Annotated in this window: 14 protein-coding genes; 9 read left to right on the top strand and 5 right to left on the bottom strand. The window is 60.0% G+C overall.

The window, feature by feature from the left end; all coding sequences use genetic code 11:
- Window positions 1-9: 9 nt before the first annotated feature.
- The 9 genes from NAV33_RS12925 (at window position 10) to NAV33_RS12890 (ending at window position 9,975) form a co-directional block, all read left to right on the top strand.
- The gene (locus NAV33_RS12925) at window positions 10-1,569 is read left to right on the top strand and encodes an AMP-binding protein (protein ID WP_255980625.1); all 1,560 of its coding nucleotides are present in this window, start codon (window positions 10-12) and stop codon (window positions 1,567-1,569) included.
- A gap of 17 nt (window positions 1,570-1,586) precedes the next feature.
- Window positions 1,587-2,825, top strand: a complete 1,239-nt coding sequence (locus NAV33_RS12920; protein ID WP_255980623.1) for a thiolase family protein — start codon at window positions 1,587-1,589, stop codon at window positions 2,823-2,825.
- Window positions 2,826-2,836: 11 nt separating this feature from the next.
- Window positions 2,837-4,207 carry an NAD(P)/FAD-dependent oxidoreductase gene (locus NAV33_RS12915; RefSeq protein ID WP_255980621.1) on the top strand — a complete coding sequence of 457 codons (1,371 nt, stop codon included), beginning with the start codon at window positions 2,837-2,839 and terminating at the stop codon, window positions 4,205-4,207.
- Between the two features lie 38 nt (window positions 4,208-4,245).
- Window positions 4,246-4,968: a hypothetical protein gene (locus NAV33_RS12910; RefSeq protein WP_255980619.1), complete on the top strand. Its 723-nt coding sequence runs from the start codon at window positions 4,246-4,248 to the stop codon at window positions 4,966-4,968.
- A gap of 136 nt (window positions 4,969-5,104) precedes the next feature.
- Window positions 5,105-6,580 (top strand): flavin monoamine oxidase family protein, encoded by a 1,476-nt coding sequence (locus NAV33_RS12905; RefSeq protein WP_255980617.1) that lies wholly within the window; start codon window positions 5,105-5,107, stop codon window positions 6,578-6,580.
- 9 nt (window positions 6,581-6,589) lie between these two features.
- Complete coding sequence (locus NAV33_RS12900; RefSeq protein ID WP_255980615.1) at window positions 6,590-7,246, top strand: c-type cytochrome; 657 nt, start codon at window positions 6,590-6,592, stop codon at window positions 7,244-7,246.
- A gap of 34 nt (window positions 7,247-7,280) precedes the next feature.
- Window positions 7,281-7,946, top strand: a complete 666-nt coding sequence (locus NAV33_RS12895) for a hypothetical protein (protein ID WP_255980613.1) — start codon at window positions 7,281-7,283, stop codon at window positions 7,944-7,946.
- A gap of 392 nt (window positions 7,947-8,338) precedes the next feature.
- A complete protein-coding gene (locus NAV33_RS21520) occupies window positions 8,339-8,545 on the top strand; it encodes a DUF4113 domain-containing protein (protein ID WP_423836666.1) in 207 nt (68 codons plus the stop codon).
- A 563-nt stretch (window positions 8,546-9,108) separates the two neighbouring features.
- The gene (locus tag NAV33_RS12890) at window positions 9,109-9,975 is read left to right on the top strand and encodes a Kiwa anti-phage protein KwaB-like domain-containing protein (RefSeq protein WP_255980611.1); all 867 of its coding nucleotides are present in this window, start codon (window positions 9,109-9,111) and stop codon (window positions 9,973-9,975) included.
- A 27-nt stretch (window positions 9,976-10,002) separates the two neighbouring features.
- Here the strand turns inward: NAV33_RS12890 and NAV33_RS12885 are convergent, their stop codons facing one another.
- The 5 genes from NAV33_RS12885 to NAV33_RS12865 form a co-directional block, all read right to left on the bottom strand.
- The gene (locus tag NAV33_RS12885) at window positions 10,003-10,269 is read right to left on the bottom strand and encodes a hypothetical protein (protein WP_255980609.1); all 267 of its coding nucleotides are present in this window, start codon (window positions 10,267-10,269) and stop codon (window positions 10,003-10,005) included.
- A 132-nt stretch (window positions 10,270-10,401) separates the two neighbouring features.
- Window positions 10,402-13,437 carry a hypothetical protein gene (locus NAV33_RS12880; RefSeq protein ID WP_255980607.1) on the bottom strand — a complete coding sequence of 1,012 codons (3,036 nt, stop codon included), beginning with the start codon at window positions 13,435-13,437 and terminating at the stop codon, window positions 10,402-10,404.
- A 324-nt stretch (window positions 13,438-13,761) separates the two neighbouring features.
- Window positions 13,762-14,439, bottom strand: coding sequence for a c-type cytochrome (locus NAV33_RS12875; RefSeq protein WP_255980605.1), 678 nt, complete (start codon window positions 14,437-14,439; stop codon window positions 13,762-13,764).
- Complete coding sequence (locus tag NAV33_RS12870) at window positions 14,439-15,920, bottom strand: flavin monoamine oxidase family protein (protein ID WP_255980603.1); 1,482 nt, start codon at window positions 15,918-15,920, stop codon at window positions 14,439-14,441. Before NAV33_RS12870 ends, NAV33_RS12875 begins: the two co-directional genes overlap by 1 nt.
- Window positions 15,921-16,183: 263 nt before the next feature.
- Window positions 16,184-17,275, bottom strand: coding sequence for an extracellular solute-binding protein (locus NAV33_RS12865; protein ID WP_255980601.1), 1,092 nt, complete (start codon window positions 17,273-17,275; stop codon window positions 16,184-16,186).
- Between the last annotated feature and the right edge of the window lie 4 nt (window positions 17,276-17,279).

Below are 17,279 nucleotides of genomic sequence, written 5' to 3'. Positions count from 1 at the left end.
GTGAATACGATGGCAATCATTGATTTCTTCGACCGTGGCTGGCGGATCAATCCGCACGGCGCTGCCTATATCCAGGACGGCGAGGTCACTAGCTTCACCGAGGCGGGTGAGATGTCCTGCCGCATCGCAAACGCCTTGCTGGCCAAGGGATTCGCGCCCGGAATCAAGGGCGCGGTCTGGGCAGCCAACGATGTGACGGCTTGGCTCTGCGCGCTGGGCCTTTGGCGCGCCAACCTGTGCTGGATTCCAGTGGGCGCGCGCAACGCGCCCGAGGAAAACCGCCACGTACTGGATGCGTTCGACTGCGAGGTGCTGTTCTTCCAGCGCGAGTTCGCCGAAGCCATCGCGGCGCTGCGGTCGCAACTGCCGAAGATCCGCCAGTGGATCTGTATCGACGGTGAAGTGGAGGGTACCGAGTCGCTGCAAGGCTTGGTGGCCGGGCAGCCGACCACCGACCCGCGTGTCGTTGTCGATCCGGACGACGTGATCTGGCTCGGCCCCACGGGTGGTACTACGGGCCTGCCCAAGGGCGTGATGAACACCCACCGCAGTGTGCAGACCAGCTTTGCCCACTTCATGATCAACACGCCATATCCGGCGGGCAGCCGGCCGGTGAACCTGGCGGCGGCGCCCATGACCCACACCGCCGGCATGCTGTCCATGCCCTGCACGGCTCGGGGCGGTACCGTGGTGATTATCACCAAGCCGGAGCCGCAGCTGCTGCTGGCCGCCATCCCCGCCTATAAGGTCACCGAGTTCTTCCTACCTCCGACCGTGATCTATCGGCTGCTGGACATTCCCGAACTGAATAAGAAGGTCGACTTCTCGTCGCTGCGTTATTTCCTCTATGGCGCTGCGCCGATGTCGGTGGACAAGCTGCGTCAGGCGATCGAGGTGTTCGGCCCGGTGATGATGGAAGGCTATGGGCAAACCGAGGCGCCGGGTGCCATCGCCCATCTGCCACCCGACGAGCATTTCGTCGACGGTGAAGTGGCCAGCGATGAGCGGCTGTCCTCCGTCGGACGACCCAATCCCTTGATCCGTCTCGAGATCATGAGCGATGACAACCAGATCCTCGCCCAGGGCGAAACCGGCGAGATCTGCGTGCGCGGCGACCTGATCATGAAGGGTTACTACAACGACCCCCAGAAGACCGCCGAAACCATCATCGACGGCTGGCTGCACACCGGCGACATCGGTCACCTGGATGCCGACGGCTACCTGCATATCACCGACCGCAAGAAGGACATGATCATCTCGGGTGGCTTCAACGTCTATCCGAGCGAGGTCGAGCAGGTGCTCTGGGGTCATCCCGCTGTGCGCGACTGTGCGGTGATCGGCGTGCCGGACGAGAAGTGGGGAGAGGCAGTTAAGGCGGTCATCGAACTCAACGAGGGCCAGAGCATCGACGCCGAAGCGCTGATCGCCCTGTGCAAGGACAAGCTCGGCTCGGTGAAGGCGCCGAAGTCGATCGACGTCGTCGAGTCCCTACCGCGCAGCCCAGTGGGCAAGGTGCTGAAGAAGGACCTGCGTGCCCGCTACTGGCAAGGCGCCAGCCGGCAGATTTGAAGTCGAGGAGTCTTCTGATGGAACCAATCTATATCGCCGGCATCGCCATGACCGAGTTCGGCCGTCATCCGGATCGCAGCCTCCAGGACCTGGCCCTGGAGGCGCTCAACGGCGCGCTGGCCGATTCCGGCGCCCAGCGCGCCGATATCGGCGCGGTGTTCTACGCCGGCATCACCAACGGCGCGCTGCAGGGCCAGCTGTCCATTCCGGGGCAGGTGATCATGAGCAAGATCGGCATCGAAGGGGTGCCGGCCTACAACGTGGAGAACGCCTGCGCCTCCGGCAGTACGGCAGTGCATCTGGCGGTGCAGAGCCTGCGTGCCGGCGCCACCGATGTGGCGTTGGCCCTGGGCTGCGAGAAGATGGTGGTGGCCGACAAGGCGAAATCCTTCGCCTTGTTCGAGGCCGGTTGGGACGTCGCCCGCGCCGAGGAAAACTTCGCGATCCTGTCGAAAATGGGCGATGGCATAGCTCCGCCGCCCGGCTCGGAGTCCGATCGTCCGTACAGTCGCTTCATGTCCATCTACGCAGGTTTTTGCCGCTGGCATATGAAGACCTACGGCACCACCCAGCGGCAGATCGCGGCGGTGTGCTCGAAGAACCACAATCACTCGGTGCACAACCCTTATTCGCAGTTCCGCAAGCCTTTCAGCATCGAGGAGGTGCTGGCGGCGCCGCCGATCACCTATCCGATCACCCTGCCGATGTGCGCCCCGATGACCGACGGCGCTGCCGCCGCGATCATCTGCACCGAGGCGGGCCTCAAGCGAATCGGCGCCGATCCCAAGCGCTGCGTGCGCATCGCCGCTAGCGTGATCCGCAGCTTCACCCTGCGCAGCATGGATGAGACGGACAAGCACGTCAGCCACCTGGCCGCGCTACAGGCCTACGAGACCGCAGGCCTCGGTCCGCAGGACATGCATGTCGCCGAGGTACACGACGCCTCGGCTATGGGAGAGATCATCCAGGCGGAAAACCTCGGCCTGGCACCGATGGGGCTGGGCGGGGTGTGCGCCGAGCGCGGTGATTTCACCGTGGGCGGGCGGATTCCGATCAACCCGTCCGGTGGCCTGGAATCCAAGGGCCATCCGCTCGGCGCCACTGGGATCGGCCAGCTCTTCGAGCTGACCACCCAGCTGCGCGGCGAAGCCGGTTGCCGCCAGGTCGAGGGCGCACGCCATGCGATCCAGGAAAACGGCGGCGGTCTGATCGGCATCGAGGAAGGTGCCGTGGCCGTTCACATTCTGAGCCGATAGGAGCACCTGCCATGTCAGCATTCCGTCGCGGCACGAAGAACAGCACCAGCAGTGAAGTCGGGCAATTTCGTCCCGACGGCGGCTGGCTGGAGCGGCCGGCCGACCTGCAGCCGGAGCTGGTGGGTGAGGTCAGCGCCGATGTGATCGTGGTCGGTGCCGGCTTCGCCGGTTTGTCCACCGCATTGGAGCTGACGGCTCTCGGCGCCAAGGTGATAGTCCTTGAGCAGGAATTTGCCGGGTTCGGTGCCAGTGGGCGCAATGCTGGCTACCTCGGCGGCAGCTTGGGAATCGAGTTCGAGTTCTTCCTCAAGCGTGTCGGCATCGAGCAGGCGAGGAAGATCGTTAGCTTCTACGATGAGGGTGTCAGCTACGTGGAGCGCAGGCTCGACGAGCTCGGCATCGACTGCGACTACAACCGCTCGGGCAACATTCGCGTGGCCGTGCATCCATCGCAGGAAAAGAAAATCCGCAAGGCTATGAAGCTCGGCCTCGAACTTGGCTCCCAGACGCGGTTCCTGGGCGCTGCCGAGATGCGCACGCGCGGGATACCGCCGGCGTTTCTGTTCGGTTATGCCCAGCAGCATGGCGGCACCCTGGACCCCGGCAAATATGTGCTGGGGCTGCGTCGCGCGGCGCTTGAGGCGGGCGTAAAGCTGTACGAGAACACGCCGCTACTGTCCTACAGTGCAGGGCAGACCATCCGCTGCATGACCCGGCGGGGCTTTGCCAGCGCGCCATTTCTGGTGCTCGCCACCAACGCTTATACCCCGCAGCTAGGCCTGCTCGAGGATAAGGTCGTGCCGCTGCGCGTTTCGGCGATAGAGACCGAGCCGTTGTCAGCAGCGCAACTGGCGTCGCTGGGGTGGCAGGGGAGGGAAGGCCTGATAACCGCGCACTGGACGATGGAGAGCCACCGCCTGACGGCTCGTAATACGCTGGTTATTACCACCAAACAGCTCGGTTACGCCTATGGCGGGCAGACGCCGAACGAGCCGGACCAGGCTGCCTATCGCGCCTTGGCCACGTCGCTCAACGAACGCTTCCCAACCTTGCGAGGGCTGGGCATCCGCTCGGCCTGGAGTGGCTACGTGAGCATGGCCTACGACGCTTTGCCAGTGGTTGGCGAGACCGGCGCCCAGCAAAACATTCTCTATACCGCCGGCTGTTCGGGGCATGGCGTCGCCAGCCAATCGCTGATGGGGCAGCTGCTCGCCGAGCGGATTGGCGGCATCGAGCATCCGCTGCTGGCCGCGTTGCGCCACAAGACGCCATCCACGCTTCCCGAGCCCTTGCAGTGGTGCGCCGTCAAGCTCGCCCTCGGGGCGGCAAAGCGAATGGACGGATGGACCAACAGTAGGGCGCGTCGCGCCGCCGGGTATTGAGCCTGGCGGCCAACTTCGATCATTTGGAACCCGAATCAATGAATGTCAACTCGAAAGAGGTCGCGCAGCTCACGGCCTGGGCCGCAATCCTGGGTGGAGTCTTCGCGTACCTGAATGTCGGTTTCATGCTGGCGGTCACCCAGGGCGATATGAATCTGTCCCTGCAAGGCGGCTACATGTTGACCGCCTCGGCCCAGGTGCGGGAGTTCTTCCGCTGGTCGATGCTGGCGGACGTCCTCGGCTTCTATCTGCCGCTGCTGATCATCGGCGGTTACTTCTGGGCCAGTTTCCGCGACAGGGCAGGCGCCCTGGGCGACATGGCGGTCCTGGCCATCGTCGTTTACGTCATCCTCGGGGTGGCCGGTGCCAGCCTGCAGCTGGCGGTGCTCAATCCGCTCGCCAGCCTGCATGCCGAAGGGGGCGAAACCGCAAAGGTCGCCGCCGAGGCCGCCTGGACCAGTATCGCCACCGCTAGCCAGAAAGGCCTGTGGTGGTGCGAGGGGCCCGTCGTGCTGTTCTGGGGCCTTGTTGTCGGCAAGCAGCTTAAGACTGCCGGCTGGGGCAAATCCATTCTGTGGCCGTTGAGCATCGTCGGCTGGTGCTTTGGCCTGTTCTTCGTCTGCGGCTTCTTCCAGAGCCTGGCCGTGCTGACCAATGTGCTGCTGGTCGTGGTCGTCCTGATATTTCCCCTGTGGCTGATGATGTTCGGCACGCAATTGCTGCGTGGACCGAAGTTCGTGCTGGCGGATCAACTTCTCTAAGAAAACGCTGAAGTAGTCGTCATTCCCGCGCAGGCGGGAATCCAGAACCTCCGTAGTACCTGGGCTCCCGCCTTCGCGGGAGTGACGGTAAATGGCTTTTTCAGAACTTCCTTAACAACTGCGAGAGGCGCTCAGTATGTCCAAGAAGCCCAGCGTTGAAGCCGGCCTCGATTCGAGGCGCAGGCAATTGTTGAAACTCGCCGGCGCTACGGCGGCGGTGGGCGGCCTCGGCCTGAAACTGGGACTGGCCAATGCCAGCGAAGACTCAGGCCAGTCAAACGGCGTGATCGACGTGGCCATCATCGGCGGCGGCCTGGCTGGCCTGACCGCCGCCCGGGATCTGCAGTTAGCGGGCAGCGAGTCCTTCGTGGTGCTGGAGGCCAGGGACAGGGTCGGTGGGCGAACCCTCAACTACGAGGTGGGAGACGGCAATGTCTCGGAGGTCGGCGGGCAATGGATCGGGCCGGGCCAGACTGCCGTGGAGGACCTCGCGCGCCAGTTGGAGGTAGGCACCTTCCCGCAGTTCCAGGAAGGGCGCACGGTCATCCTGGGCGGGGACGGTCGGCTGGAGATCGATCTCGAGGGCACTTTCGGCACCGACATGAACGTCGCGCACAAGCTGAGCGAGATGTCCCGCGATGTGCCGTCGGGGGCGCCCTGGAAATCGCCGAAGGCCGCCGAGCTGGACAAGCTCTCGGTCGGCGACTGGCTGGCCACGCAGAACATCAAGCCCGAGGATCGCTCGGGCTGGGATGCCGCCCTGACGCTTACCGGTGGAGCAAGCCCGGCCAAGATGGGGCTACTGCATTACCTGTCCATGATCAATTCGGCCAACTGCGACTACGAAAAGCTCGATTCGATCAAAGACAGTGCGCAAGGCACGCGCTTCGTCGGCGGCTCGCAGATTCTCAGCACCAGGATGGCCGAGCAGCTGGCCGACAAGGTGCGCTTGAAGTGTCCGGTGCGCAAGATTTCCGGCTGGGATGGCGAGGTTGTCACGCTGCACACGGACCAGGGGCTAGTTCGCGCACGTACGGTCATCGTGGCCATCCATCCCGCGCTGTGCAATCAGGTGCAGTTCGAGCCGGCCTTGCCCGCGGCCCGTGCCGCGCTGCAGCGTGCCTGGCCCGCGCACTCTCCGGCACGCAAGACCGCCATGGTGTATCGCCGTCCTTTCTGGCGGGAAAAAGGCCTGAACGGGCACATCTTCCAGTCCAACGGCCCCATCATCTGGGCTTGGGATAATTCCCCTCCCGCCGGCGAGATCGGCATCATCAACGCCTTCATCTCCAACGCCAATCTGCCTTCTGATTATGCAACAGCCAAGCGCACCCTGGCGGAGCTCTTCGCCCGCGCCTGGGGCGACGAGGCGCTGGAACCGGTGGCCTTCCACGATCATGACTGGCGCTACGACCCCTGGTCGATCACCTGCGTTTCGGCCATCCATCCGGGGTTTTGGACGACCCATGGCGAGGCGCTGCATCCGCCGTGCGGCAACCTGTTCTGGTCCGGTACCGAGACCGCCGACATCTGGGCGGGTTACATGGATGGCGCCGTGCGTTCGGGGCACAAGAGCGCCCTGCAGGTGCTCAACGCCCTGCGTCAGGCGTAGGAGGAAAAGATGAAGAAGTTGATAGCGTTGTCCGTCGTCGCGCTGATTGCCGGACTGGTGGCTTTTTATGGTCGGGATGCTCTCGATCTTTATCGCCTGATGGACCACATCGCCACTTCCAGCGAGGCCAGCGAGGCCGATGCCGGCCCTTGGCCGCGTCTGACCGACGCCTGCGCCGGCTGTCATGGCCGCCAAGGTCATTCTCAGCATCAGCAGTATCCGAGTCTGGCGGGGCAGCCCGCGCCCTACCTGGCGGCCCAGCTCCAGCGCTTTGCCAGTGGCCAGCGCGCCAGTCCCAACATGGGCCCGCTGGCGATGACCCTGAGCGAGGCCGATATCCAGTTCCTGTCGGCGTACTTCGCCAAGCAGCCTGCCTCTGCGAACGGGTCCTTCCAGTTCGATAGCGCGCTACAGGCAAAGGGCGAGAAGCTGGCGGCGAACGGCGGCTGCGCCGCCTGTCATGGCGAAGGTCTGCTGGGCCAGGACCAGTTCCCGCGGCTGGCCGGACAAGGGCACGACTACCTGCTGGCGCAGCTGAATGATTTTGCCCAGGGGCGGCGCCAGGACCCGACCGGCGCGATGACGGCTATCGCCGCGGCTCTGTCCGTGGACGATCGGCAGGCACTGGCCCACTACCTCGCGGCGCTTGCCCCGGTGGCGCAGTGATCCATCGATACAGAACTTGATAGAGGCTATTGCTATGGAAATTAAGGAAGCTCTTGCGCTGCTTTCCAGCGTCTTCTTGATCGTTTGCGGCGTGGTGTACGGCCTCAAATATGTGCGGGTTCGGAAGAACTATTTGCTTGGTTTCGAATGGTTGATCGTCGCGTTCTCCGCTTCGAATCTGCTGATCTTCCTGCTGCTGGGGTTCGAGCCTAGCTACAGCATCTCCTTCTTCCTCGATGCTTTTTCCCGCGCCTTCGGTGTTCCGATCGTGGCCGTGCTTGGCCTGATGGCTGTCACCCATAACTACAAGCCGTCGGTTGCCAAGGACATCGTGATATTCGCCGTCACCTTTGCTGCCACGTTCGTGCTGGTGCTGGCCGACTTCGCTCAAGGGCCGCTGCCGTATTTCTACCTGCTCATGTGGTGCGGCTACACGGTCTTTCTCGTCTATTTCAGCTGGCGACTGCTGCGTGCCGGCGAGCACCTGCATGCCTTGCTAAATACGCTGGTTACGGCGGCGGCCTTGGCCATCGCGGTCGTCTATGACTTCTTCCCGATCCCGGGGGACGACGACAAGATGGTGTTCATGATCTACGCCCTGACCGTCTGGGGTTGCCAGATCATTCAGCAGTACTACGCCTACGGTGCGCTGGGACGTGCTAGGGCGAGAGCGTCCAAGTCCTTTGTGATGGCCCGCTAATCGATTTGCGCACCCGCATAGAGTGAACCGTCACTTCCTGGCGGCACACTCTGAAAGTCCAGCGGCAGCGATGCCGAACAAATCACTGCCGTGCTGCACAGGCCAGGCGTTCGCTGATGGCTACTCCATAGTGGATTACAAGCACGCTCCATTTTCCGCCCTTCGGGGCGGTTTTTTTTTGGCTTGGACCTTGTTTATGGGGAGTGTTGGATCTGTTGGGCGTCACATGTACAGGTCACGACAGATACGCGCAGTAGAGCGTCTTTCCGCCGGCAGGGGAACGCATTTTGACGGACCGGAGTCGATCCACGACTGCCGATTACGACGGGCAAAAATCGGCCAGAAGCGGACATTTAGGTTAGGAAGGTTACGCCTACAGCAAAGCGGAAATCATGCTCGTTAACCTTTGCGGACGCGGCGACTATACCAGTGACCTATTCGCTGCCACGCAGACCAAGAGCAGCGAGAACCTGATCGGCGTTATGGACGATATAAATGTGCGCTGGGGAAGAAGTACTCTGTGGCCTAGCAGGGTGCCGGTCGTGCTCGCCTGGGGCATGAGGCGAGAGCTGATAGGTCAGTCATTTACACTAGGATAAATGACTTATGGACAGTGCGGTATAGATAGCGGAGAGAGGCGAAATGCTTAACGGTTTTTTGAAATTACTACTAGCGCTGACCGCAGTTTCTCCCGTTTCACTTACGTGGGCGATAGCCGACTTTAGTCGCAATGGATTCAAACCCCTACAGTGCTACGCTGTGATTGGCGGAATTGTTCTTGTTCTATTGTGCTACGCAATTATCCGCGTGGCTAAAGCTAAAACCACATTGATTAGCTTCGAGGCGTCAAGTGTCAAAACTATGGACAATGAGGTGGTGGCGTACGTGGTTACCTATCTCTTTCCGTTAGTTACACCTGTCGGGGAGGTTAGCGTAAGTGCACAGCTGTTTGTCTTGCTGATGATTGTGTTCCTTCTGTCAACTGCTCATGCCTTTACGTTCAATCCAGTGCTGTCTATGCTTGGCTATCACTTCTATGAGGTAGAGTCAAAGACTGGAGTTAGCTACATCTTGCTATCTAGCAATACGATTACCGACGTTAAGGATGTTAAGTCAATAGGCAGGCTTTCAAATTTTCTTCTGATACAGACTTGAGGCAGATATGGATTTCTTTGCAATAGCCAGAAGTGCAAATGTTTACCGTTTGGACCTCGAACAAACTTTGCAGCGGGACCTTTCCGCAGCGTTCACTCAATATGCGAATGAGCTTCTCGACCCGAATCTAGTGGTCGTGCCGTTTGAGCGAGAGAATTTCAAGCCAGACGAAACGGAGATATTGGAGATAGCTCCGTTTGACGTGCCAGCGTACCTTTATGATCCCGTTCACAATGCAGTGGGTTGTCCGGTCCTACCGCACAATAGTGGGGTCGTGGAGACGGTTAATTGCATTTATGGATACGATGCCGCAAGCCAGATGTATGTTTTTCAGGTAATTCCTTGGTCGCAGCGCATTGCGGGAAGCCGGCTAAATATTTTTCAAGGTCTGAGCAGTGATACTTTTACCAAGAACACAGAGTCAGGCCTGATGATTGGTGAAGGTTGCCATGCGGTCGTAATGGCCGGTTCCCTTAAGTTTAGGAGCATGTGGTGGCTGAAGCAGATCATAGATATCTCTCAACATTACAGAGCTGCTACCGAGGCAGACATAGATGCGTTAGCACAGTTACCTACAGTGAGCGTAGAGAGTCTTGATGACCTTAAGAGTGGGTCTGGGCAATGGGTTAGGACACGGGTCGCATACATTCTGGATTCCGGAATTCTTACAAATTATACACCGGCGCAACTTCTGCAGCTGGCACAAGGGCATAATGTGCCGCTTCAAATAGCTCAGGCTAATGGTGTCGACAAGGTCGTTATACCGAAAGAAAGTCAGGAGCTACGTTCCGTATTAAAATTTTTGGAAGAGGAGTACTACGCCGGCCCCATTACCGGTCTGTCCTATGAAACATCTAATAAGCGGCGTCGGTAGAGTAAATATCCGCCGGTAGCACTGTGCTCATTTCAAACGTACTGATAACGGTTCATGCGGCTTCCCACAACTACGATTGTAGACATCGGCCCCGACTGCAACTTGCAGGGTGGGGCCGGTTGCTATCTGGGTCCAGACTTCCTCGCCTCGCAGTTCGATGTCGATGCGCGGAAAGATGACCGCAAAAGCCGTCCTAGCCTGCGCCTTGTCCCGTTTCAACGTAGATTCAAGGTTCAGCAGGGTGCTGCTGAAGATAGCCCGGATATCAGGGAGCTGCGTTCCCGCCTGTTCCATCTCCTCATACCCTGTCTCAGTTTTGCAAGTTGGTAAAGGAGATAGCTTATTTTCTAAGCGTCCGCTATTGGGCGTGCTGGTGGCGGCTAAAAAGGGATTAGGCCGAAAGCCTCGCTATCAGGGGCAGAAGTACTAGCCGATACTGCGGGTCTTTCTTCGCCTCCTGAGCTGCCTGGCAAGGTCTCCAATGGCATCCGTTCGATCTCTAGCCGCTTGAAGGAGTACATCCACTGTTCTCTTGCTCCTGCCCCCTGCCTCCAAGGCAGCCTTCCAACCAATCGCTGCCTTGTCGGCGCTCACCAGATCAAGGGCTAGCTGAAGACTATCAGGCGCATGTGTCAGCATGGCTTTGAGCATCGGCGAGGACTCTTTGTACCAACTCGGGTGATCCTCAGAGACTGCCTTAGCAATGGTTGGAATGCATTGCGCTAGTGCAGGTGGCAACAATTCAGGAGCTTTTTCCAAGAAAAGTGCGATGACAAATTCGCCATAGTTCCATGCAACATGCGAGTAACTAGCAAGCGCAATGGATTTCCCCCCACGTACAAATTCGACAGCCGCATCAGGAGCTATCACTGCCAATCGCGGGGGCATGGTCTCCATGTGGCCGAGGTACTTCCGGACAAAACTAGCCATGGTCGCCCAGGACTCGCGCGTACTAGCGGCTACGCCGATGAGTGTCTCTGCATCGTGGGGCAGATGCCTCCAATGCTCCCCGATCGTCACACCGAGTACATCCCAGTCAATCAGCTTTACCAGTCGTTTGAACTTAGGACGGGATACTCGGCGTAGGAGCGCTAGGAGGAATGTCACTTGCTGAAACATTCGTAGCGGTGCCAGGGTAAGCTTCCGAGCCAGGTCGTGTAGGTCGACGTTGTCAAACAGCATACGGGCAAGGTGGATATGCCTAGCAGTAGGCGCATACTTTCCTGTGTATACACCGAGAGGGTCGAGAACTCTGAGAACGTGCCACGCAAGGTCATCAAGCTCTCGGAACTGTACGACTGGATCCTCTATTAGTCTCTTCCTCGCGGTGGGTAGGAATACCTCGACCATGTCCAGGGTCAGCGCCTCAGCTGGCCACACCAACGCCTCGAACAAAGAGATGATTCGGTATAACGGCGCCTCCGTTGGCCACGATGCCGCTAAAGCTAGTAGTTTCTCCCGATCCAAGTTTTCGAGCACTGTCTGCGCCCACGGATCCCCATGCCCTAGCCGTAGGCTCTTTGCCAAGTCAGCGACATGGCCAACGCTTGCGGCGTCAATATTAGAAATAAAGCTGGATATCACCATCGGATTCACCCTGCGGGTAAGCTCGATGGCAAGCTCTTCTTTCTTGTTCAATAAATCGTTCAGCAGGCGCGCGAGCCCATGCCCCATTGGGTTGATTGCGTGCTCAATCCACGAAACGATTGTGGACTCGTTTCCTTGAAGAACGATTGCAATCCCATCTTCGAGATATGAAGCGATTTCGGTCAACACAAAGCATGCCGTCATCACTTCACTCGGATCGTTTGCTTTCCAGCAGCGAGCAAGAAGTGATTCAAGCGAATCGCGCCTGATGAGTCGCCGCCACCTGCTGTCGTCTACGAACCATAGGTCATGCAGTAGTGTTCTCAGGCCCGCGAGCGGGAAAGAATGCTCTGTAACCACAGCGTTTAGCATTGCAGCTACATAGGCCCGTGATGCCTCGTCTTCGCGCTGGAGAATGCGTCCAAGCAACACGGCAGCAAATCGTTGATGGGGACACCGCAAGTCATTTGCAGAGATCACCAATCTCTCTGCGACGAGCGCATCCAGTGCAGTACCTAGGTTGCTGGTATCGGCCGATGCAGCTGTTAGAAGTTCTGCGATGTCCGCCACTGAGCAGCTTGAGTCACGGGACGCTAGCTGCCTAATGGTCACCGCGGCCAGTGGCAGCGCAGCACCAAGTACCCCAGCCGTGATTGCAGCTTCGTTAGCTCGCCTCCAACCGCCTCCGAGCACAAAGCAGAATTGCCAGGGCACTGCTGCGTATTTGGCTGCATGTTCGATGCGCTCTTCGAGCGAAACGTCCATCATTAGATCGCCCACATGACCGTCCGCCCGCCGTACTGCTTCCAACGTAGCGCGGCGATCCGCAAGCAGCCCTGTCGCAATCGCACGAATGGCTGCCTGTGGATCCATTCGCACTGCCCCTCGTTGCGCTGCTCGACCCTCAATTGCGCTGTGCGTAGAGAGGATTAAACGCTGAGACGTTGCCTGGCCTTCCAGTACTCGCAAGTCGCTGTCGGTGACTAGATGCGCGTCATCCACCAACAAAAGGGTCCCATTGTCACCAGAAGTGGGAAGGTTTTCCGGGACCACGTTGGCGCCACGGAGGGCAAAAACCCTCCAGCCACGTGTTGCAAAGGTGTGTGCTACCTGAAAAGCACAAACCGATTTTCCTGTTCCAGGCTCACCGATGAGTCGTGCTGAGTACGCCATTTCCATTTGCTGGATTGCCAAGTCGGCTTCAGGAAGGCGCGGGCAGGCGAGTGCATCTGTCGGCCCAAGTGGCCTCCCTAGGAGGGCAGGGCCTATGTCACGACTACTATCGAAGAGCACTTCCCGCCATGCTGGAGTATTCGATCTTTGAGTGATAAGGGGGTGACATTCATTGGCCAAGAATGCCGCGCCTGTGATTACTTGAACTGCTCGTGCCAGCGTTGCAGCGTCCACTCCCAGCTCGGGATAAAAGGCCTCAATCACGGTCGGGTGGCTAAAGAGTAGGGACTCGATGTCGCCCCAGCCCATCACTTGGACGGTGAATTTTCCTTGGCGCTCTCTGTCGACAGAAATCTCACGCGCAATCCGCTGCAATTCCCCGTCCGTAGGAGCAGTGGTCGCCAATATCCAATGTTCCAATGCAGGGCTAAATTTGTCCGCCTTGGTGATCTCGGCGACTAGTTCAGACTCACACACTGTCGCGCCAAGCGACTCGTCCTTCCCCTTGCACTGGACTCCTTGAAAGCGAGAGCGACTGCCATCGATTCCCCCCCACACATCAACACCGTGTTGAGGTTGCCCGGCTCGACCGTTCTTTTGCGCGAGACTGTCTTTCCAGACTTCCCTAAAAAGGGCGAGGCATAATTCCTCAAACTCCTGCCAATGTTTTGGCCTAGGGATTTGCTTGTTTCTTGAATCCATTTAGTGGTGGCAGCTCGCTTTAATCAGTTAAGGGTGTGCTCTTGGCTGAGCATCAGATGTATGGGCCAGGTCGGATACTAGCGTTGGTTAGCATTGTGAGTCGCCCCTAGTTTTGGCGACACACCCGAGCGACCGCTTCTGGCCGTTCTCTGCCCGTTACCCTCGGCAGCAAAGGGCAAAGGGCAAAGGGCAAAGGGCAAAGGGCAAAGGGCAAAGGGCAATGGCTGGTCCCACTGCCATCGGTCAATCAGCAGACGGATGCCATCGCGAGCGGGGGTAGTCCTGGGAAGAGCGGGCATCCATGCCCACCTGCACGGCTGCAGGCTACTGTTTGACCGGGGGAGACGCTGGCGGTTGGCTGGCCAGGAAGTGGGCCGTGGCCCTGATTCCCTCCGCCGATAGAGTACTCGCCATGGCGTTCATGGCGTGGGTCGGGTCCTTACGACGGTCATGCTTGAAGGCGTTGAGCTGGTCGATCAGATAGCCCTCGCCCTGACCGGCGAGGCGTGGGCCGAGGGGGCCGCCGGCCAGGCCTTCGCCATGACAGGTGGTACAGCTCTTGGCCGCGATTGTGGCTTGTCCGCTTTGCGCAAGGGCGGAGTCGTGGGCGGGAGCCTCCGTCCTTTGCGCCATCTGGCGAGCGAAGTAGGCCGCTAGGGACTGGATCTGCTGGTCGGTAAGGCTCGCGGCGAGGGGACTCATCTGCGGGCTGTCCCGGCGGCCTTCGGCGAAGGCGTGCAACTGGGCCTCGATGTAGGCAGCGGGCATGCCTGCCAGAGAGGCGTACTGGGCGTTCCTGGACTGGCCTCTTTCACCATGGCAGACGTTGCAGCTGTCCTGTAGTTGCGGCCAGGCGCCGCCATCGGCCTGGTAGTCCATATAGTGTTGGTCGAGGGCTTCCATAAAGCGGTATCCCGCCACTATTTCCGGGCCATATATCGCGCCCGATACTGCCAGGGCGGCCGTCGTCACGACCGCACCTATCACCAATGCTCGTTTCATCAGACGCTCCTCCGAGTTTGCAGCAGTGCCTGGAGGGCCTCCAATGCCGCCTGGTGGCCGGAGCGAACCGCGCCATCCATCGAACTGGCCCAGATTTCGGCCGTCTCGGTGCCTGACCAGATCAGCCGGCCAACCGCGGGTTTCAGGTACTGGCCCCATTGGGTTAGGAAGCCGGGCGGTATCGATGCGACGCAGGTCAGCGTCCAGGGATCGACCTTGCCCCAGTCATGGTCGTGAAACTGGGTGGGATGCAGCGCCTCGTCGCCTAGCGCTTGGGCATAGATCTGCGCGAGGATGGTCTCTGCGCGCTTGGCATCCTGGGGCAGTTGACCGGCTCGGACGAAGGCGCTGAGGACGCCGACGCTGCCATCCGGAGGCGAGTTGTCGTAGGACAGGATCAACGGCCCGCTGGCTTGGCTGACCTGGCCGTTCATGCCCTGGTCGCGCCAGAACGGACGGTCATAGACATGCACCGTCTTGCGCATGGGCGCGTGGGACGGCCAAAGCTGTTGCAACTGCGCACGACCTTCGGGCAGCGGCGGCTCGAAGTGGATCTGGTTGCATAGGGCAGGGTGCAAGGCGGCGATGATTTGGCGGGCGCGGATGATGCCCTGATCGGTATGCAGTTCGACGACATCACGGTCCCAGCCGACGATCTTGCGCACGGGGCATGACAATTTGACTTTGTCACCCAAGGCCTCCGCTATCCTGGTACTGAGGATCTGCGAGCCGCCCGTGAAGCGGGTCTCCTGGGCCCCGCCCTTGAAGCCCTCGAGCTTCACCATGTCGCAGTCGGCGGAGTTGATCAGCGACAGGTAGTGCAGCAGTGCCAAGTTTGAGGGCGGGGTGCCGGTGGTCAGTCCTATGGACGTATCGAAGCTGAGTTTTTCTTCGTTGTTGACGCCTTGCTGCGCCAGCCACTCGCCGACCGAGAGCTTGTCGAGGGCCTCGGCATCAGTTGCCGCCCATGGTGCCTTGCTGGGTACGTCGCGGGCGAGCTCGTTCAGCTTCTCGATGAGTGGGCTGTGGGCGGCCTGTGTCACGTCCTCTGCGTATTTGGCTGTGCCTGCAAGGTAGACGTTCTTGCCCTGGTAATAGGTCGGGAAGGTGTCGACCCCGAGTTCGCGCGCCAGGTCGAAGATGGCGGTTTGCCCGGGGCCGATCCACTGGCCGCCGGCTTCCGAGACGACGTCCTTGCCCAGGTCGTGGTTATAGGTGCGTCCACCGACCCGGTCCCGCGCCTCCAGCACGACGAAGGCCTCGCAGCCGGCGCGTTGCAGATCCCGCGCCGCGGTCAGGCCGGCCAGGCCGGCGCCGATGATCGCGACATCCAACACATCCTCTTCTGGGCGTGTTGCCGTCTGCGCCATGGACCGCCCGCTGAGTGCCAGGCCACCGATCAAGGTCGCGCCACCGATGGCCTGCAGCAACAAGCGTCGCTGGCGCTCGGAGGGCGACAGCTCATCGTTGTCTGAAATCATCTTCGCCTCTGTCATGCTGGTTGTTGTAATTAAAAAAACGAATGTTACGAAAATACATCGAAATCGAACCGACGCCAAGAGAAACCGAGCGGCGTTCGTGAGGTGCATGGGCAGGGCTTGAGTGCTCCGCTTGCTGCGCGTCGATGAAGGCAGGTAGTGCAGGCGGTGCTAGGAGCTTGACGACGCCATGGGCGGCTTACGCGGGAGCTGCATGAGCGGCGAAGCGCTGGGGGCCGGGATCGCCCCCAGCCTCGGCCCGCGGCTCAGTTCTGGCGTTCGGCGTCCGCCTCTGCCCACGCCGCTTCGATGGTTCGTCGCTGGTCATTGGATAGCGGTTGCCCGAGGTACAGGCGTCGCCGTTCATCCTGGGTTGGCACGGCCAGCTCCGGCAGCAGGCGCCGATTGCCGTTCCGATCCAGGTCCAGGCTGGGCAGGAAGTGGCTTGCCCTGGCATTGCGCACCGCGTTTTCCGGCTTCAGCAGGTAATCGATAAAGCGGTACGCCGCTGGTACGTTGCCGGCATTGCCGGGAATGGCAAGGCTGTCGATGAACTGCAAGCTGCCCTCTTGCGGAATGCTGAAGCGCAGCTCGCCGCTCGCGTTGGCCAGCGAAGCGAGCCCGTTCCAGGCCATCGCAGCACATACCTTGCCGTCGGTCAGCTGTGAGACGAAGGCCGTGAATGGCTGCGGGCTGGACGCCAGCTCCAGGCTGCGGATCTCCTGAACGGCCTTGTTGATGCTGCGAGCACTGCTGGTTTTCAGGTTCTTGCCTTTGTAGGTCAGATACAGGAACAGGTTGTGCTCCGGTTCGTTCTGTAGCATCACGCCACAGGACCTCAGCTTGTCGACATTGGACGGGTCGAACAGGACGCTCCAGCTGTTGGGAACAGGGGCCTGCAGTGCGCGGGACGCCTTACGCTCATGGACGACCAGGCCGGCCGTGCCCCACATGTACGGGACGGCGTAGAGATCCGCATTGATTCTGGAATTGAGCCTGAGCAGCAGTTCGCGACTGACTTCTTGGCGATTAGGCAGCTCACGGAAATCAAGCGGGGCAAGCCGGTTTTCTTTGATCAAGCGATCGAGCTGAAAATCGGAGGGGACAATCACGTCGAAGCGTTCGCCCGAATCCAGATCGGCCTCCAACTGGGCTGCGGTCGTATAGGTGGAGTAGTCGACCTTGATACCGGTCTCGCGCTCGAAGTCCTGCACGACGGCAGGATCGATGTAGTCGGACCAGTTGTGCACCCGCACGACTTCCTTAGCGACCGCCTGGCTCGAAATGGCTGCCAATGCAAGAACCAGTAGCGTCTTGGCGTTCAGAGGCGACGGCTGCGTTTTCCTTTCTGCTCCCACTTTG

Source organism: Stutzerimonas stutzeri (genome assembly GCF_024448715.1).
GTDB classification, from domain to species: domain Bacteria; phylum Pseudomonadota; class Gammaproteobacteria; order Pseudomonadales; family Pseudomonadaceae; genus Stutzerimonas; species Stutzerimonas stutzeri_AR.
This window is presented reverse-complemented; position numbering and strand designations above follow the sequence as displayed.